11 protein-coding genes, 7 tRNA genes and 2 rRNA genes are annotated in these 14,785 nt (G+C 31.7%); 19 read left to right on the top strand and 1 reads right to left on the bottom strand.

The window, feature by feature from the left end; all coding sequences use genetic code 11:
- The 9 genes from H612_RS0104310 to H612_RS0104270 all read left to right on the top strand — a co-directional run.
- Positions 1-179 (top strand): 23S ribosomal RNA (locus H612_RS0104310); the annotation flags it as partial.
- A gap of 52 nt (positions 180-231) precedes the next feature.
- Positions 232-346 (top strand): 5S ribosomal RNA (gene rrf / locus H612_RS0104305).
- 36 nt (positions 347-382) lie between these two features.
- Positions 383-458: transfer RNA gene (locus H612_RS0104300), tRNA-Asn, on the top strand.
- A gap of 5 nt (positions 459-463) precedes the next feature.
- Positions 464-535 (top strand) — tRNA-Glu (locus tag H612_RS0104295).
- 9 nt (positions 536-544) lie between these two features.
- A tRNA-Val gene (locus H612_RS0104290) sits at positions 545-620 on the top strand.
- A 9-nt stretch (positions 621-629) separates the two neighbouring features.
- Positions 630-713: transfer RNA gene (locus tag H612_RS0104285), tRNA-Tyr, on the top strand.
- A 12-nt stretch (positions 714-725) separates the two neighbouring features.
- Positions 726-801, top strand: a tRNA-Gln gene (locus H612_RS0104280).
- A 1-nt stretch (position 802) separates the two neighbouring features.
- A tRNA-Lys gene (locus H612_RS0104275) sits at positions 803-875 on the top strand.
- A gap of 39 nt (positions 876-914) precedes the next feature.
- A tRNA-Glu gene (locus H612_RS0104270) sits at positions 915-986 on the top strand.
- A gap of 138 nt (positions 987-1,124) precedes the next feature.
- Here the strand turns inward: H612_RS0104270 and H612_RS0104265 are convergent.
- A complete protein-coding gene (locus H612_RS0104265; protein ID WP_027130330.1) occupies positions 1,125-2,420 on the bottom strand; it encodes a cytidine deaminase in 1,296 nt (431 codons plus the stop codon).
- A gap of 202 nt (positions 2,421-2,622) precedes the next feature.
- Between H612_RS0104265 and gshAB the strand changes: the two genes are divergently transcribed.
- From gshAB to H612_RS0104215, 10 genes are all read left to right on the top strand, one after another.
- Complete coding sequence (gshAB, locus tag H612_RS0104260; protein ID WP_027130329.1) at positions 2,623-4,884, top strand: bifunctional glutamate--cysteine ligase GshA/glutathione synthetase GshB; 2,262 nt, start codon at positions 2,623-2,625, stop codon at positions 4,882-4,884.
- A gap of 430 nt (positions 4,885-5,314) precedes the next feature.
- Positions 5,315-6,301, top strand: a complete 987-nt coding sequence (locus H612_RS0104255) for a mannose/fructose/sorbose PTS transporter subunit IIA (protein WP_027130328.1) — start codon at positions 5,315-5,317, stop codon at positions 6,299-6,301.
- Positions 6,302-6,331: 30 nt separating this feature from the next.
- Complete coding sequence (locus tag H612_RS0104250) at positions 6,332-7,141, top strand: PTS mannose/fructose/sorbose transporter subunit IIC (RefSeq protein WP_027130327.1); 810 nt, start codon at positions 6,332-6,334, stop codon at positions 7,139-7,141.
- A gap of 16 nt (positions 7,142-7,157) precedes the next feature.
- The gene (locus H612_RS0104245) at positions 7,158-8,081 is read left to right on the top strand and encodes a PTS system mannose/fructose/sorbose family transporter subunit IID (protein ID WP_027130326.1); all 924 of its coding nucleotides are present in this window, start codon (positions 7,158-7,160) and stop codon (positions 8,079-8,081) included.
- A gap of 67 nt (positions 8,082-8,148) precedes the next feature.
- A complete protein-coding gene (locus H612_RS0104240; protein ID WP_027130325.1) occupies positions 8,149-8,520 on the top strand; it encodes a DUF956 family protein in 372 nt (123 codons plus the stop codon).
- Positions 8,521-9,064: 544 nt separating this feature from the next.
- Positions 9,065-10,360 (top strand): proline reductase-associated electron transfer protein PrdC, encoded by a 1,296-nt coding sequence (gene prdC / locus H612_RS0104235; protein ID WP_027130324.1) that lies wholly within the window; start codon positions 9,065-9,067, stop codon positions 10,358-10,360.
- An 86-nt stretch (positions 10,361-10,446) separates the two neighbouring features.
- The gene (gene prdA, locus H612_RS0104230; protein WP_027130323.1) at positions 10,447-12,231 is read left to right on the top strand and encodes a D-proline reductase (dithiol) proprotein PrdA; all 1,785 of its coding nucleotides are present in this window, start codon (positions 10,447-10,449) and stop codon (positions 12,229-12,231) included.
- Positions 12,232-12,243: 12 nt separating this feature from the next.
- Complete coding sequence (locus H612_RS0104225) at positions 12,244-12,675, top strand: CBO2463/CBO2479 domain-containing protein (protein WP_027130322.1); 432 nt, start codon at positions 12,244-12,246, stop codon at positions 12,673-12,675.
- Positions 12,676-12,694: 19 nt separating this feature from the next.
- A complete protein-coding gene (prdB, locus tag H612_RS0104220) occupies positions 12,695-13,420 on the top strand; it encodes a D-proline reductase (dithiol) protein PrdB (protein WP_027130321.1) in 726 nt (241 codons plus the stop codon).
- A gap of 81 nt (positions 13,421-13,501) precedes the next feature.
- The gene (locus H612_RS0104215; RefSeq protein ID WP_035500302.1) at positions 13,502-14,722 is read left to right on the top strand and encodes a glycine/sarcosine/betaine reductase component B subunit; all 1,221 of its coding nucleotides are present in this window, start codon (positions 13,502-13,504) and stop codon (positions 14,720-14,722) included.
- The last annotated feature ends 63 nt before the right edge of the window (positions 14,723-14,785 follow it).

Below are 14,785 nucleotides of genomic sequence, written 5' to 3'. Positions count from 1 at the left end.
AGCTGGGTAGCTAAATACGGAAGGGATAAGAGCTGAAAGCATCTAAGCATGAAGCCCCCCTCGAGATGAGATTTCCCAATAAGTAAGACCCCTTGAAGACGACAAGGAGAATAGGTTAGGAGTGGAAGTGCGGTAACGTATTGAGCTGACTAAAACTAATAGGTCGAGGACTTAATCAAGTGAAGTTCGAGCTGTAGAAGAAGAAGAGATAATATATGTATGAAGTTTTCGTCTGGTGGCGATAGCGAAGAGGACACACCTGTACCCATACCGAACACAGAAGTTAAGCTCTTTAGCGTCGAATGTAGTTGGGTTTACGCCCTGTGAGACTAGAACGTTGCCAGGCTTTTGAGGTCTTTAGCAAATGCTATAGACTTAATTATCCACAGTAGCTCAGTTGGTAGAGCAATCGGCTGTTAACCGATCGGTCGCAGGTTCGAGTCCTGCCTGTGGAGCCATTTTTGGCCCGTTGGTCAAGCGGTTAAGACACCGCCCTTTCACGGCGGTAACACGGGTTCGAGTCCCGTACGGGTCATTTTTTGTTGGAGGTTTAGCTCAGCTGGGAGAGCACTTGCCTTACAAGCAAGGGGTCAGCGGTTCGATCCCGTTAACCTCCACCATTTAAATGAGGGAAGATAGCGAAGAGGCTAAACGCGACGGACTGTAAATCCGTTCCTTCGGGTTCAGTGGTTCGAATCCACTTCTTCCCACCATTCTTATATTTTTGGGATATAGCCAAGCGGTAAGGCAACGGACTTTGACTCCGTCATTCCCCTGGTTCGAATCCAGGTATCCCAGCCATGAGCCATTAGCTCAGTTGGTAGAGCATTTGACTTTTAATCAAAGGGTCGAAGGTTCGAGTCCTTCATGGCTCATTAAATAATAAAAGGCTGCAATATGCCTTTTATATTTTTGGCCCGTTGGTCAAGCGGTTAAGACACCGCCCTTTCACGGCGGTAACACGGGTTCGAGTCCCGTACGGGTCATTTTAAAGTTGTGGATAGTATATTCTACAACTTTTTTATTTGTTGAGAAGGGAATTTACCTCTTTTTTAGGAGTTAGTTTTATTTAAAATACCGAATCTATTTATCTTAATCACAACAAATTGATTCGGTATTTTATTTTATTTTTCTAAATTTTTATTTGTAAAACTTACCGGTAGGATTTCTTTATAAAAGTTATATACTTTATAATCATTTTCTGATGTTCCAAGAATTAATTTAAAATCATTTTCAGCAAATTCTGCAATAACTTGTCTGCAGACACCACATGGCGGACAATAATTATCTAAATTTCCATCTGGACCACCAACAATAGCAATTTTTTTGAAATTAGTCACTCCTTCGCTAACTGCTTTGAATATAGCGGTACGTTCTGCACAATTTGTAGGGGTGAAACTAGCATTTTCTATATTACATCCTGTGTATATTTTTCCATTATTTGCAAGAATAGCTGCTCCAACTTTGAATTTTGAGTAAGGTACATAGGCGAAATTAGTAGCTTTAATTGCTTCTTTGATTAAGTTTTTATTTTCATTATCTTCGGAGATAATATTTTTATTATTTATTAATTTTATTACTATATGAGAAACTCCTGCATCAACATTAGTTTTTTCAGTTACATATTTTGCTATGTTTTTTAATTCAGGTGCTGAATTTTTCATTGCAACGCTATATTTTACTATTTCTAACATTGAAATATCATTAAGATTGTCACCTATAGCTAATGTGTTGTTAAGTGAAATTTTGTAATTATCAGCAATTTTTTGTAGTGCCTTTCCTTTAGTTGCGTTTTTATCCATAACTTCCAAGTTATTTATTCCTGATGAGGTAACAGAGATATTTTCATTATCTTCTAGTAGTTTTTTTGCTTTATCTAATTTTTTTTTATTACTTGATATACCAATTACTTTTATTGATGGATTATTTTTTTGATTTAGATATAATTCTATATTCTCTACTTCAGTAATATGTCCTCGTTTTAATCTTTGTAAAGTATCTTTTCGCAAGTGTTCAATATCTGGAATTTCGCCCATTGAACGAATTAAATCAGCATAAGCCTGTATATCAGTTTCAATACTATTTGTAAAAACTGTATTTTTAGTGTAGAGTTGATAGTTTATATCTAAACTTTTAAAAATAGCTATTGTGTAGTATAAGTCTTTTAGTTGAATAGGAACTATGCTTATAATATTTCCATTTTTATCATAAATTACTCCGCCATTAAAACTTATAATATCACATTTTATATTTTGATTTTCTAATGGAGGTAATGCCTCATAGTAAGCTCGCCCAGTAGCTACTACAAATTTAATATTATTTTCTTGAGTATATTTTATTAATTCAACATTTTCTTTGGGAATTTTGTGTTCAGTATTTAACAGTGTTCCATCCATATCACTAGCTATTAATTGTATCATATAATGCTTTTAAAGAAATGAGTGTATAAAATTGTCAATTCTTTTTTCCTTTCATAGTTTTGTAATTAGATTATATCATAAAGAACATGAATATAGTACGAAATTTGAAAAAATTTTACGGTTAGAGTTTAATTTCTACTATATTTGATATTTTTGTGATAAGATAAATGTAACTAAATTATATTATAGAGAGTGATATAGCATGGATATAAAAAAAATTATTAAAGATAACAATCTTGAAGAGTTATTTACTTTGGTAAAGATTGGATTAGAAAAGGAAGGTCAACGTGTTTTGGAAGGTGCAAATATTTCTAAAACCTCACATCCAAAAGTGTTTGGTATTAGACATGAACACCCTTATATTCAAACAGATTTTGCTGAGTCACAAATTGAGCTTATAACTACTCCAGAGAATAATGAAAAGGATGTTATAAGAATACTCAACGCTATTCATGAAGTAGTTTTGAAAAATCTTCCTGAAAATGAATACATTTGGCCACTTAGTATGCCTGCAAAATTACCCAATAGTGAGGATATACAGGTTGCTCAATTTGATAATAAATCAGATGTGGAGTATCGTGAATATTTGGTAGAAAAGTATGGAAAGTATAAACAGATGGTTTCGGGGATTCATTATAATTTTCAATTAGATGATAAATTGATGGAAAAAATTGCTGTGATTAATGGTAAAACATTAGTTGCGACTAAAAATGATATTTATATGAAACTTGCACGTCAATTTATAAGATATCAGTGGCTTTTAATATATTTGTATGGAGCTTCACCATTTGCAGAAGACAAGTACTTTGTTGATGGTAAAAAACCGGATGGTTTTGTCAGAAGTTTAAGAACCAGTAGATATGGATATGTAAATGAAGATGATATTGTTGTTTCTTATGCTTCTTTAGATAAATATATTAAGGATTTAACTAGTTATGTAAAAACTAATAAACTTATAGCTGAAAAAGAATTTTATTCAAGTGTTAGATTTAGAGGAGCTGAAACCGTTTCTCTTTTTCCTGAAATAGGAATAAAATATATTGAATTTAGACTTTTTGATTTAAATCCATTTGCCCCATTTGGAATTTTAGAAAAGGATGTTAGATTTATTCATCTATTTTTAAAAACTTTAGTTTGGATGGATGAAGTTGATAAAGAAAGTTCTGAAAAAATAGGAAGAGAGTATAGTGAAAGAATTGCACTTTCAAATCCATTAAAAAAATTAGAATATCTTGAAGAGGGGTTAGATATTTTAGAAAATATGAAAAAAATGATTAGAGAACTAAATTTACCAGAAAGTGATATTAAAATTGTAGAAGAAAAAGAAGATGAATTAATAGATCCATCACTTACTATTGCGGCAAAATTAGTAAAAGAATATGAAAGAGAAGATAGCATAGTAAATGTGGGAATGGAACTAGCAAAATATTATAAAAACGAATCATTAAAAAGATATTATTCTTTAAATGCTTATGAAAATATGGAATTATCAACTCAAGCATTAATAGAAGATGCAATAAAAAATGGTATAAAAGTTCAAGTAATTGATGAAAACGACCAATTTCTTCGTTTAGAGTATAAGGATAAAATGGAATATGTAAAAAATGGAAATATGACTAGTAAAGATAGTTATATTTCGCCATTGATTATGGAAAATAAAGTTGTAACCAAAAAAATATTAGCGGAGAAAGGTTTTAGAGTTCCTTTAGGATATGAAGTTTCAAATTTAGATGAAGCTCTTTTGAAGTTTAATTATATAAAAAATAAACCGATAGTAATAAAACCTAAAAGTACAAATTTTGGATTAGGAGTTACAATCTTTAAAAATGGAATTAATTCTGAAGAAAAATTTTCTAAAGCAGTAAATTTAGCATTAAAAGAAGATAATGACATAATCATTGAGGAATTTATTGAAGGGACGGAGTACAGATTTTTTGTCATAGAAGGAAAAACAAGAGCTGTATTACTTAGAACACCTGCCAATGTTATTGGAGATGGTAAACATACTATTTCGGAGTTGGTAATTATTAAAAACAATGATTTGCTTAGAGGAGATGCGAAGAAAACACCGCTTAAAAAGATAGAGTTAGGAGAAATAGAAAAACTTCAATTAAATGAACAAGGTTTAACTTTTGATACTGTTTTGAAAAAGGGAGAAGTTGCATATCTTAGAGAGAATTCTAATATAAGTACTGGTGGAGATTCCATAGATGTGACTGATGAAGTTCATGAAAGTTACAAAAAGTTAGCGATAAAAATGACGGAAGCTATGCAAGCTAGAGTGTGTGGTATGGATTTAATCATTCACGATATAAATATAGAGGCAACAAATAGCAATTACGGAGTAATAGAAGCAAATTTCAATCCAATGATGATGATGCATATTTATCCACATAAGGGGAAATCAAGAAGGGTATCATTGGATGTTTTAAGGATGTTATTTCCTGATAAGGCTATAAACTAAACTTTCGTATTATTTTAGAAAGATTTTATGAATCCAAGTTTGATATAACAGATGAGTTCTTTTTGTAAAAATTTTATAAAGAACTTATCTTTTATATTTAGAAAAATAAAAAACTTAAATTTTTATACAACTGAAAATATGTAAATAAAATTTTCTTACTATATCTTTATAGGAAAATTTTATGCTAGTGAACAAATATAATTAGTTAATATACTAAGTAAAACAATGAATTTGATAATATTTAAAAATAAAAATAGATATAAAAATATTCTTAAAAGATAAACGAAACATAAGAAATCGCATTCAATGTTCGTTTGTTCGAAAATACAAACATTTACAAACTATAAATTAGATGATATAATCATGAGGTATGCAAAGCGTATACACGTCATATTAAATTAATTATTTATTATATAAAGGAGGTATAAAGATGGTAGGAATTATCATCGCAAGTCATGGAGAATTTGCTGCTGGGATTAAACAATCTGGTACTATGATTTTTGGTGAGCAAGAAAAAGTAGAGTCAATTGTTTTTATGCCAAGCGAAGGACCAGATGATTTACAAAGAAAACTTCAGGAAGCTATCACCAAAGTAGATTCTGAAGAAATTCTTTTCCTTGTTGATCTTTGGGGCGGAAGTCCGTTCAATCAAGCCAATAAATTGTTAGAAGAAGCTCCAGAAAAAAGAGCTATCGTAGCAGGGCTTAATTTACCGATGCTGATTGAAGCGTATGCTAGTAGATTTACAATGACAACAGCTCATGAAATAGCAAAAGCAATAGCTCCAACTGCAATAGAAGGAGTGAAAGTTCGTCCTGAAGAACTTCAACCAAAACAAGAAATTGCAGAAGAACAAGGGCAAAAGGTAGTTCAAGGTTCTATTCCAGAAGGAACAGTACTAGGGGATGGAAAAATAAAATTTGTTCTTGCAAGAATAGACACTCGTTTATTACATGGGCAAGTAGCAACTAACTGGACGAAAGCAACTAATCCGAATAGGATAATTGTGGTGTCAGATTCAGTATCTAAAGATGAATTACGAAAAAAACTTATCGAGCAAGCTGCACCACCAGGAGTTCGTGCACATGTAATCCCGTTGGATAAACTTGTACAAGTTTATAATGATCCACGTTTTGGTGATACAAAAGCATTGTTATTGTTTGAAACTCCACAGGATGCACTAACAGTAATTGAAAAAGGAGTCAAAATTCCAGAACTTAATATTGGATCAATGGCTCATTCTGTTGGCAAGGTTCAAATCAATAATGTTTTATCAGTGGATCAAGATGATGTAGACGTATATAAAAAACTTCGTGACTTAGGTGTGAAATTTGATGTGCGTAAAGTATCAAATGATTCACCATCAAATTTATTCAAACTTATTGAATCTAAGACAAGTGAAGGATTAAAACTATAATAAAATATGTATTTATATTAGGAGGACACAATGGAATTTAGTATTCTAGCAGTTATTTTAGTCCTAGTTGTTGCCTTCTTGGCAGGGATGGAAAGTATTCTTGACCAATTTCAATTCCATCAACCAATTATTGCTTGTTCATTAATTGGTTTAGCAACAGGACATTTAAAAGAAGGTATTATTTTGGGTGGTGCTTTACAATTATTAGCTTTAGGTTGGGCTAATATTGGGGCAGCTGTGGCTCCCGATGCAGCATTGGCATCAGTGGCATCTGCGATTATTTTTATTAAAGCAGGAAATTTTTCAGATGAAGGGCGTACTATAGCAATAGCAACAGCTGTAACTTTAGCAACAGTAGGTTTAGTTCTTACTATGGTAGTTCGTACTTTATCAGTAGTTATTGTTCACCAGGCTGATCGTGCAGCAGAAAATGGAAATTTCCGTGGGGTTGAGTTTTGGCATTATGTTGCACTTGCATGTCAAGGACTACGTGTTGCTATCCCAGCAGGACTATTAATGTTTATTCCATCTTCAACAGTTCAAAAAGCACTTGAAACATTACCAAAATGGTTTACTGATGGTATGGCTATTGGTGGTGGAATGGTAGTTGCAGTTGGTTTTGCAATGGTAATTAACTTGATGGCAACAAAAGAAGTATGGCCGTTCTTCTTCTTAGGATTTGCTTTAGCACCATTAAACCAATTAACACTAATTGCAACAGGTATTATCGGATTATGTATCGCAATCATCTACCTAAACCTTTCAAAAAATAATAAAGGTGGTGGAGGTGGAAACTCTTCATCAGGGGATCCATTAGGTGATATTTTAAATGATTATTAATAAGGAGGAACTAGAAATGTCAGAGAAAAAAATTACATTAAGTAAAAAAGATCGTCGTAGTGTTATGTTACGTTCTCAGTTCCTTCAAGGTTCATGGAACTATGAACGTATGCAAAATGGAGGTTGGGCATTTTCTTTAATCCCAGCTCTTAGAAAATTATATCCAAACAAAGAGGATGCATCTAATGCATTAAAACGTCATTTAGAATTTTTTAATACTCATCCATATATTGCAGCACCAATTTTAGGGGTAACACTTGCCCTTGAAGAGGATAAAGCTAATGGTGCTGAAATTGATGATGCAGCTATTCAAGGTGTTAAAGTAGGAATGATGGGACCTTTAGCTGGGATTGGAGATCCAGTATTTTGGTTTACAGTTCGTCCTATTTTAGGAGCTATTGCAGCTTCATTAGCAACAGGTGGTTCAATTATTGCACCATTATTCTTCTTTATTGCTTGGAATGTTATACGTGTGGGATTCTTATGGTATACTCAAGAACTTGGATATAAAAAAGGTTCAGAAATTACAAGCGACCTTTCAGGTGGTATATTACAAACGATTACTAAGGGGGCATCTATATTAGGTATGTTTGTAATGGGGATTTTAGTTCAGCGTTGGACTAATATTAATTTCCCATTAGTAGTTTCTAAAGTTCAATTAGATGAACAAGCATATATTCATTTTCCAGGAGAAAATGAGCATATAACAGGTAAAGTATTTCAAGATATAATAACTAAAGCAACAAGTGGAAAATTCTCGCTTTCACCAGAAAGAGTTACTACATTACAGGATAATTTAAATCAACTTATTCCTGGATTTGCAGCATTACTATTGACATTTATATGTATGTGGTTATTAAAACGTAAAGTGAGTCCAGTGGTTATTATCTTTGGATTATTTGCTTTAGGTGTTTTAGCACATGTGACTGGGGTAATGTAAAAATTAAATTAATGAGTTGAAACAATTTAGTTTCAGCTCATTTTTAAAAAAGAAAGGAGAAGTATTTGTGGTAGTATCGATGAATACAAAAGTGGTGTATAAGACGAAAGGAAATTCGCTAACTGGTTCAATAGGGAACAAACATGGAGACATACTAGTAGGTGATAAAGCATTTGAGTTTTATAATCATAGAAATCCAGAAGATTATATTCAGATTCCATGGAGAGAAGTAGATAAGGTTCGTGCCCAAATATTTTTTAGAGATAAATATATTAGAGGATTTTTTATAGATACTAAAAGTTCAGGAAGTTTTAATTTTGTTGTAAAAAATTCTGGAAAATGTCTAAAAGAGATGAGAGAATTTTTGGGAAATGAAAAAATAGTAAGAAATAAACCATTGCTATCGTTAAAAGAATTACTAAAAAGAAACAAAAGATAAGAGGAAAAATTTTTCCCCTTATCTTTTTTATTTTAAAAAGATATAAAATAGGATTTTATATGAGTAAAAACAATTTACATATGTATTTTTTTATAATACAGGATATAAAATATTAAATATAATATATATATTTTTATTTGGAAAATAAAAATGTATAAAAACAAAGTGATTTAAGTGTTTTTTTAAATTAAAATTATATATTTTAATTTAAAAAATGAAAATATATTTTAAATTAAAAATAATAGTTAAATAATAAAAAATTAACATCAAGCCTTATAAAAAAATAAAAATAAGGTTTTTTGTAAATGATAGAAGTTATCAATTTGAAATAAAATAAAAATATTAAAAAAATAAAAAAGAAATATAAGTTAATCTTTAAAAAATATTGAAGTGATAAGCTATTGTAAAAATTATACTATAGAGATTATAAGAAAATATTAAGTTTTATTTTTTTCAGTAAAAAAAATTAACTTGAAATACTCATTTTTCAGTTGTACAATAACAGTATAAAGAGTATATGAATTATAGAAGGGAGATTAACAAAATGAATTATATTTTTCCATTTAAGCAACATGTAGGTGCTCCATCAGAAGTTGTAGTAGAAGAAAATGCTGTTGTAGAGCGTGGTCAGCTTATTGCGAAAAAACCCGACGGTGTATTAGGTAGTAATATATTTTCCAGTGTATGTGGTAAAGTTATTGAAATAAGAGAAAATGAAATAGTTATAGAAGAAAAAGATACAGATTACTCTAAATATATACCATTGAAATCAGAAACTCCTAAAGATTTGCTTGCTGAATCTGGATTAGTTGGTTTAGGTGGAGCTGGGTTTCCTACTTCAGTAAAACTAAATATTGATTTTGGGGGAGATAAAGGAACAGTTATAGTAAATGCAGCAGAGTGTGAGCCAATACTATCACATAATATAGCTAGAATTGATGAAGATCCAGAAAAACTTTTAAGAAGTTTAGGTATTGTTATGAATATCGTAAATGCACAAAAGGGTATTATAGCTTTAAAAGGAATTCATCAAGATACAGTAAATAAGTTAAAAGAAGTGAATAAAAATAGTAATGTAACAATTTTTGAATTAGATAATATCTATCCAATGGGAGAAGAGCGAGCGGTAATTAGAGAGAGTATGGGGGTATTGTTAAAACCTGATAGTTTACCTTCTGAAGCAGATGCAGTAGTTATAAATTTGGAGACTGTGTTGAAAGTAAGAGAGGTAATTGAAGATAAAAAACCGCTAATTGATAAAGATTTAACTGTAGCAGGAAAGTTGAGTGAAGCAGGAAGTATTCATGTTATGTTTGATGTACCGTTAGGAATACCAGTAGGGGAAGTATTTGATAGATGTGGTGGTTTAGGTGATGAGTACGGAGAACTTATAATGGGTGGACCTTTTACAGGTAAGAGAACTTTCGTAGATAAGCCAATAGTAAAAACTACTGGTGGTTTAATAGCTGCAGAGAAGTTTCTACCATCACCAGAAAAAATTGGAGTTTTAGTGTGTGCATGTGGAGCAGATGAGGCAAGGTTGAGAGAACAAGCTGCTAGTATGAATAGTGAAGTAGTGGGTGTTGAGTTTTGTAAAAATGCTATGCTTATGAAAAATGGTAGTAGAAAATGTTTGAATCCAGGAATTTGTCCAGGGCAAGTACAAAAAGTTATGTCTTTAAAAAAAGCAGGAGCTCAAGCAGTATTAATCAGTAATTGTACGGATTGTAGTAATACGGTAATGTCATGCGCACCGCAATTAAAGCTACCCGTTTATCATTGTACAGATGGTGCATTAAGATCAGTTAATTATAAATTAATAAGAAGATTTAAAAATTAAGGAGGAAAACATTATGTCTAAAAATAGATACCGGTAAACAAAAAATAAGACAAAAAATTTATTAATAATATTCGGGAGGTAGAAAGATGTCTATTACATTAGAAACATTAGAAAAACACTTGAAAGATCCAGCTATTTTTTGCTGTCGCCGAGAAAAAGGGCAAGTCATAGGTGCAGCAGATTTAGAAGATCCAGGTCTTTTTGAAGATATGATAGAAGCAGGATTATTAACCTTAAGTCCAGAAGGGTTAACAATAGAAGAAGTTTTAGGTAGTACATTATTAGAAGATGTTGAGGCATTAACACCTATTACTAAAAATGTTTTGGATAAAGTTAATAAAGTAGAAAAAGAAATAGAGGAAAAACAAGAAGACGAAGTTTCTTCAGAAAAAGCTGGAGCAACAGTTTACAAAGAAACAAGAGTCGGAGGTAACGGAATGATTCACATTGAGATAGGAAGAGCAGAAAAATTTGAAGGTTTGAAATTAGATGTACCTGTAGTAGCAGGAGCAGGTGGGGAAAATCCTACATTACCTGTAGAAGAAAAAACAGGTGAGAAGAAAGTAATTCGTACTTTAACAAAACAACACATCAAAATTACTGATGTAAAATTAGGAAATGAAACTTCTATAAAAGATGGAGTAATAACAATTGATAAAAAATTAGCAGAAGCCGCTTTAGGGGAAGATGCATTATGTAAAAAATTGGAATTAGATGTTATTTATCCAGATAAAAGACATATTTATACAGAAACAATTATGGATGTTTGTCCAATAGCTACAAAAGTAGAAGGAAAACTAGGTGAAGGTGTAACTAAAGTACTTGATGGAGTAGTATTCATGTTGACTGGTGTTGATGAAGATGGGGTACAAGTACATGAATTTGGTTCTTCAGAAGGATTCTTAGATGAAAAAATGCTTTATGGACACCCAGGATGTGCTGATGAAAATGATATTATAATTCGTTGCCATGCAACTATTCAAAGATTATCAGGAATGACAAGACCAGGACCATTTGCAGCTCATAAATGTCAAGACTATATCATCCAAGAAATTCGTAAAGAATTGAAAGAATACAAAGGTGAAGTAGTAAGAGAAGAAATTTGTGAAGACGTACGAAGAACAGGAAACCCTCGTGTAGTATTAGTTAAAGAAATTATGGGACAAGGTGCTATGCACGATAACGTTATTTGTCCAACTGAGCCATGTGGTATTGCAGGAGGTCAAAAAAATGTTGACTGTGGAAACGTGCCAATTATCTTAACACCAAACCAAGTAAGAGACGGTTCAATTCATGCTTTAACTTGTATAGGACCAGCTACAAAAGAAATGACACGTCATTACATAAGAGAACCACTTGTAGAAGGATTAGCAGAAGATAAAGAATTAGACCTTATCGGAGTAATTTGTATCGGATCACCACAAGTTAATGATGAAAAATTATGGGTATCTGAAAGATTAGGATCATTATTTGAATCATTAGATTTAGATGGTATTATTATAACTACAGAAGGATTTGGTAATAACCATATTGATTTTATTGAACATATTGGACAAGCAGGGGTACGTAATATTCCAGTAGTAGGTGTATCATTCTGTGCTTACCAAGGACAATTAGTAGTAGGTAATAAATATGCTACAGCAATGGTTGAAGAAAATATGGACAAAGGTGGTTTTGAAAATGATATTGCTGGATGTTCTTGTGTAACTCCATCAGTAGCAGCTCGTGCAATTCAAATGCTTAAAAATAGAATGGCAGGGGTAGAAGTAAAACCAGCTGAGAAAAAATGGAATAACGATGTTATTAATGCAAACAACAAACTTTTAGGTCTTCCAGAAACAGTATTAGTAGATAGTAAAACTTATCACTAATTAGGAGAAATCATGGACTATATCATTAATCCAGTAGCAATGGGTGGCATAATAAAAGAAATTAAAGATGATAAAGTTAAAATTCATTTACATGGCCGTTTAGGTGTCATAACAGTACCTACAAAGTTGGTTAGAACAGATGATATACTAGAAGCGGGTCATATATTAGAATTTTACTTTAGTTACATTCAAGTAATGGAAGACCCTTATGACTATGATAGTTCAGATATACTTTATGAAGAAATGCAACCATGCTTACTGGGAGGGAAAATTATTCAAGTAAATGATACAGCTATAGAAGTAGCTATTATGGATGATCTAGGTACAATAGCTGTACCAAGACGTTGGGCATTTACATCTATAGAATTAGAAGAGAATCAAGATGTAGAGTTTTACCTTAGTCACATGAAAGTGATAGGTAAAAAAGAAATTACAACGAGATAGAGTATAAGGAGATATGACAATGAAATTAACAACAAAACCAGGGATGCAATCTGAAATTTTTGTACCTATTACACCAAAAGCAATATTTACAGAATTAAAAAAACCACTTAATAAATGTAAAGTTGCATTTATAACAGCGGGTGGAATACATATAAAATCACAAGAACCATTTAATACATCAGGAGATTTTTCATATCGTGCAATACCATTTGATACACCATCAAGTGAATTAATGGTTACACATGGTGGGTTTGATAACTCTGATATAAATAAAGACCCTAATGCGATGTTACCTATTGATCGTCTTCACGAATTAGTTGAAGAAGGATTTATTGGTTCTTTATCAAAAGAAACATACACATTCATGGGTGGTGGCGGAAACGTTGAAAAATTCACTAATGAAACAGGACCAGAAATAGCAAGAAAATTGAAAGAACAAAATGTGGATATAGTTTTATGTACAGGTGGATGTGGAACTTGTCACCGTTCTGCAACAATCGTAACAAGATGCTGTGAAGAAGTAGGAATGAGCTGCTGTGTTATCGCTGCACTACCTCCAATCGCAAGACAACAAGGAGCACCAAGAATTACAGCACCACATGTACCTATTGGTTCAAATGCTGGAGAACCTAACAATATTCCAATGCAAACAGCAATTGTAAAAGAATCGTTGGAATGGGTTAGAGACTGTCCAAGTTTCAACGCAACAAAAGTACTACCTTATGAATACAGACATAATGTTTAATAAAAATATATAAAGGAAGGGTGACTTATCCCTTCCTTTTTTCAAGGAGGAGAGTAAAATGGGTTAGGACCAAGTATAAAAATGACAACTAAACATCATTATAATTGTCCTGTGGTAAGTGTGCTTAGTAAAGATAAAGAAGTAGAATTTACCACAATTATAGTAGGTGGTGTTTCAGAAAATTTTGATAACAAAGTTTTTACAGCAAAAAGAATAGCGGATATAGCAAATACTCTCAATATAGATGGTGCATTAGTTGCAATAGATGGTTGGGGAAATCATCATATAGACTTTGTTAGTGCAATAGAAGAATTAGGAAAAAAAGACATTACAAGTGTAGGACTAAGTTTTATAGGACGACAAGGTAGATTAGTTTGCACAAACAATTATGTAGATTGTATAGTAGATTTTAATAAAGGAACGAGTGGTTATGAGTCCTGTGTAGTTGGAGAAAATAATTTAACAGAATATGATGCGATGAAAGCCATAGCTATATTAAAAAGTAAGTTAAGAAAAAAAGGTAGATTAAAAAATATAGAAGACACAGAAGAATATGTAAAAGATAAATTAATAAAAAAAATATTTAAAGTAAATGAAGTTATGTATGGAAATAGTACGTATTTTGAGAATGGAAAACTTATCTTAGAGAAAAACTTAGAAAAAAAATATAAAGGAATAAGTAATAGAATAAAAGATATAAAAATAAAAATACTAAAACCGAGCGAGAATGATTTTTTTGTTAATTCTAACTTAGACTATTTACCTATAGCGTGTAAAAAAATGGGTGAATTAGGTTCTGGTCAAACTCATGAGTTATCTGGTGTTTGTGTAATGATAACAGGGGTAGAAGATAAGAGCGGTTATCAGCCAGCTAATATAGGTTCTTCTGAAGGAATATTTAAAAATCAGGTTTTTTTAGATAGAGCAGGGACACCAGCTTCAACAGATTATATAATACATGTAGATTTTCTTTTTGAAGAAGGAGAAGGTAGGAGTTCAGAAGGTGTGATAGCTGCACATAATATAGCGGATTTAATAGTAGAAGAGATTCGAAAAAAATTACTGGTGATAGAAAATTTTCCATATAGAAGGGAAGAATATTTTAATGTAAAACGACCGAATAAAAGTAAAATAGCTTTAATAAAATTGGTATCAGGATTAGGAAATATGTATGATACAATGGTATTTCCAAAACAGCCTGGTGGAATAATTGGGGCATATAATTTGAGAAATTGTCAGAATATACCATATGTAATTAGTCCGAATCAATGTAGAGACGGTGTTATACATTCATTATTGTAAAATAAAAATTCCAGCAAAAATTATTTGCTGGAATTTTTATTTTGAAATTTATTTTCGGATAAA

This window comes from Gemella cuniculi DSM 15828 (assembly GCF_000425665.1).
In the GTDB taxonomy this organism is placed as follows: Bacteria; Bacillota; Bacilli; order Staphylococcales; family Gemellaceae; genus Gemella; species Gemella cuniculi.
This window is presented reverse-complemented; position numbering and strand designations above follow the sequence as displayed.

Coding starts and splice junctions, on each gene's coding strand:
- H612_RS0104265 (WP_027130330.1), bottom strand. CDS start 2,420: ATGATACAATTAATAGCTAGTGATATGGATGGAACACTGTTAAATACT.
- gshAB (WP_027130329.1), top strand. CDS start 2,623: ATGGATATAAAAAAAATTATTAAAGATAACAATCTTGAAGAGTTATTT.
- H612_RS0104255 (WP_027130328.1), top strand. CDS start 5,315: ATGGTAGGAATTATCATCGCAAGTCATGGAGAATTTGCTGCTGGGATT.
- H612_RS0104250 (WP_027130327.1), top strand. CDS start 6,332: ATGGAATTTAGTATTCTAGCAGTTATTTTAGTCCTAGTTGTTGCCTTC.
- H612_RS0104245 (WP_027130326.1), top strand. CDS start 7,158: ATGTCAGAGAAAAAAATTACATTAAGTAAAAAAGATCGTCGTAGTGTT.
- prdC (WP_027130324.1), top strand. CDS start 9,065: ATGAATTATATTTTTCCATTTAAGCAACATGTAGGTGCTCCATCAGAA.
- prdA (WP_027130323.1), top strand. CDS start 10,447: ATGTCTATTACATTAGAAACATTAGAAAAACACTTGAAAGATCCAGCT.
- H612_RS0104225 (WP_027130322.1), top strand. CDS start 12,244: ATGGACTATATCATTAATCCAGTAGCAATGGGTGGCATAATAAAAGAA.
- prdB (WP_027130321.1), top strand. CDS start 12,695: ATGAAATTAACAACAAAACCAGGGATGCAATCTGAAATTTTTGTACCT.
- H612_RS0104215 (WP_035500302.1), top strand. CDS start 13,502: ATGACAACTAAACATCATTATAATTGTCCTGTGGTAAGTGTGCTTAGT.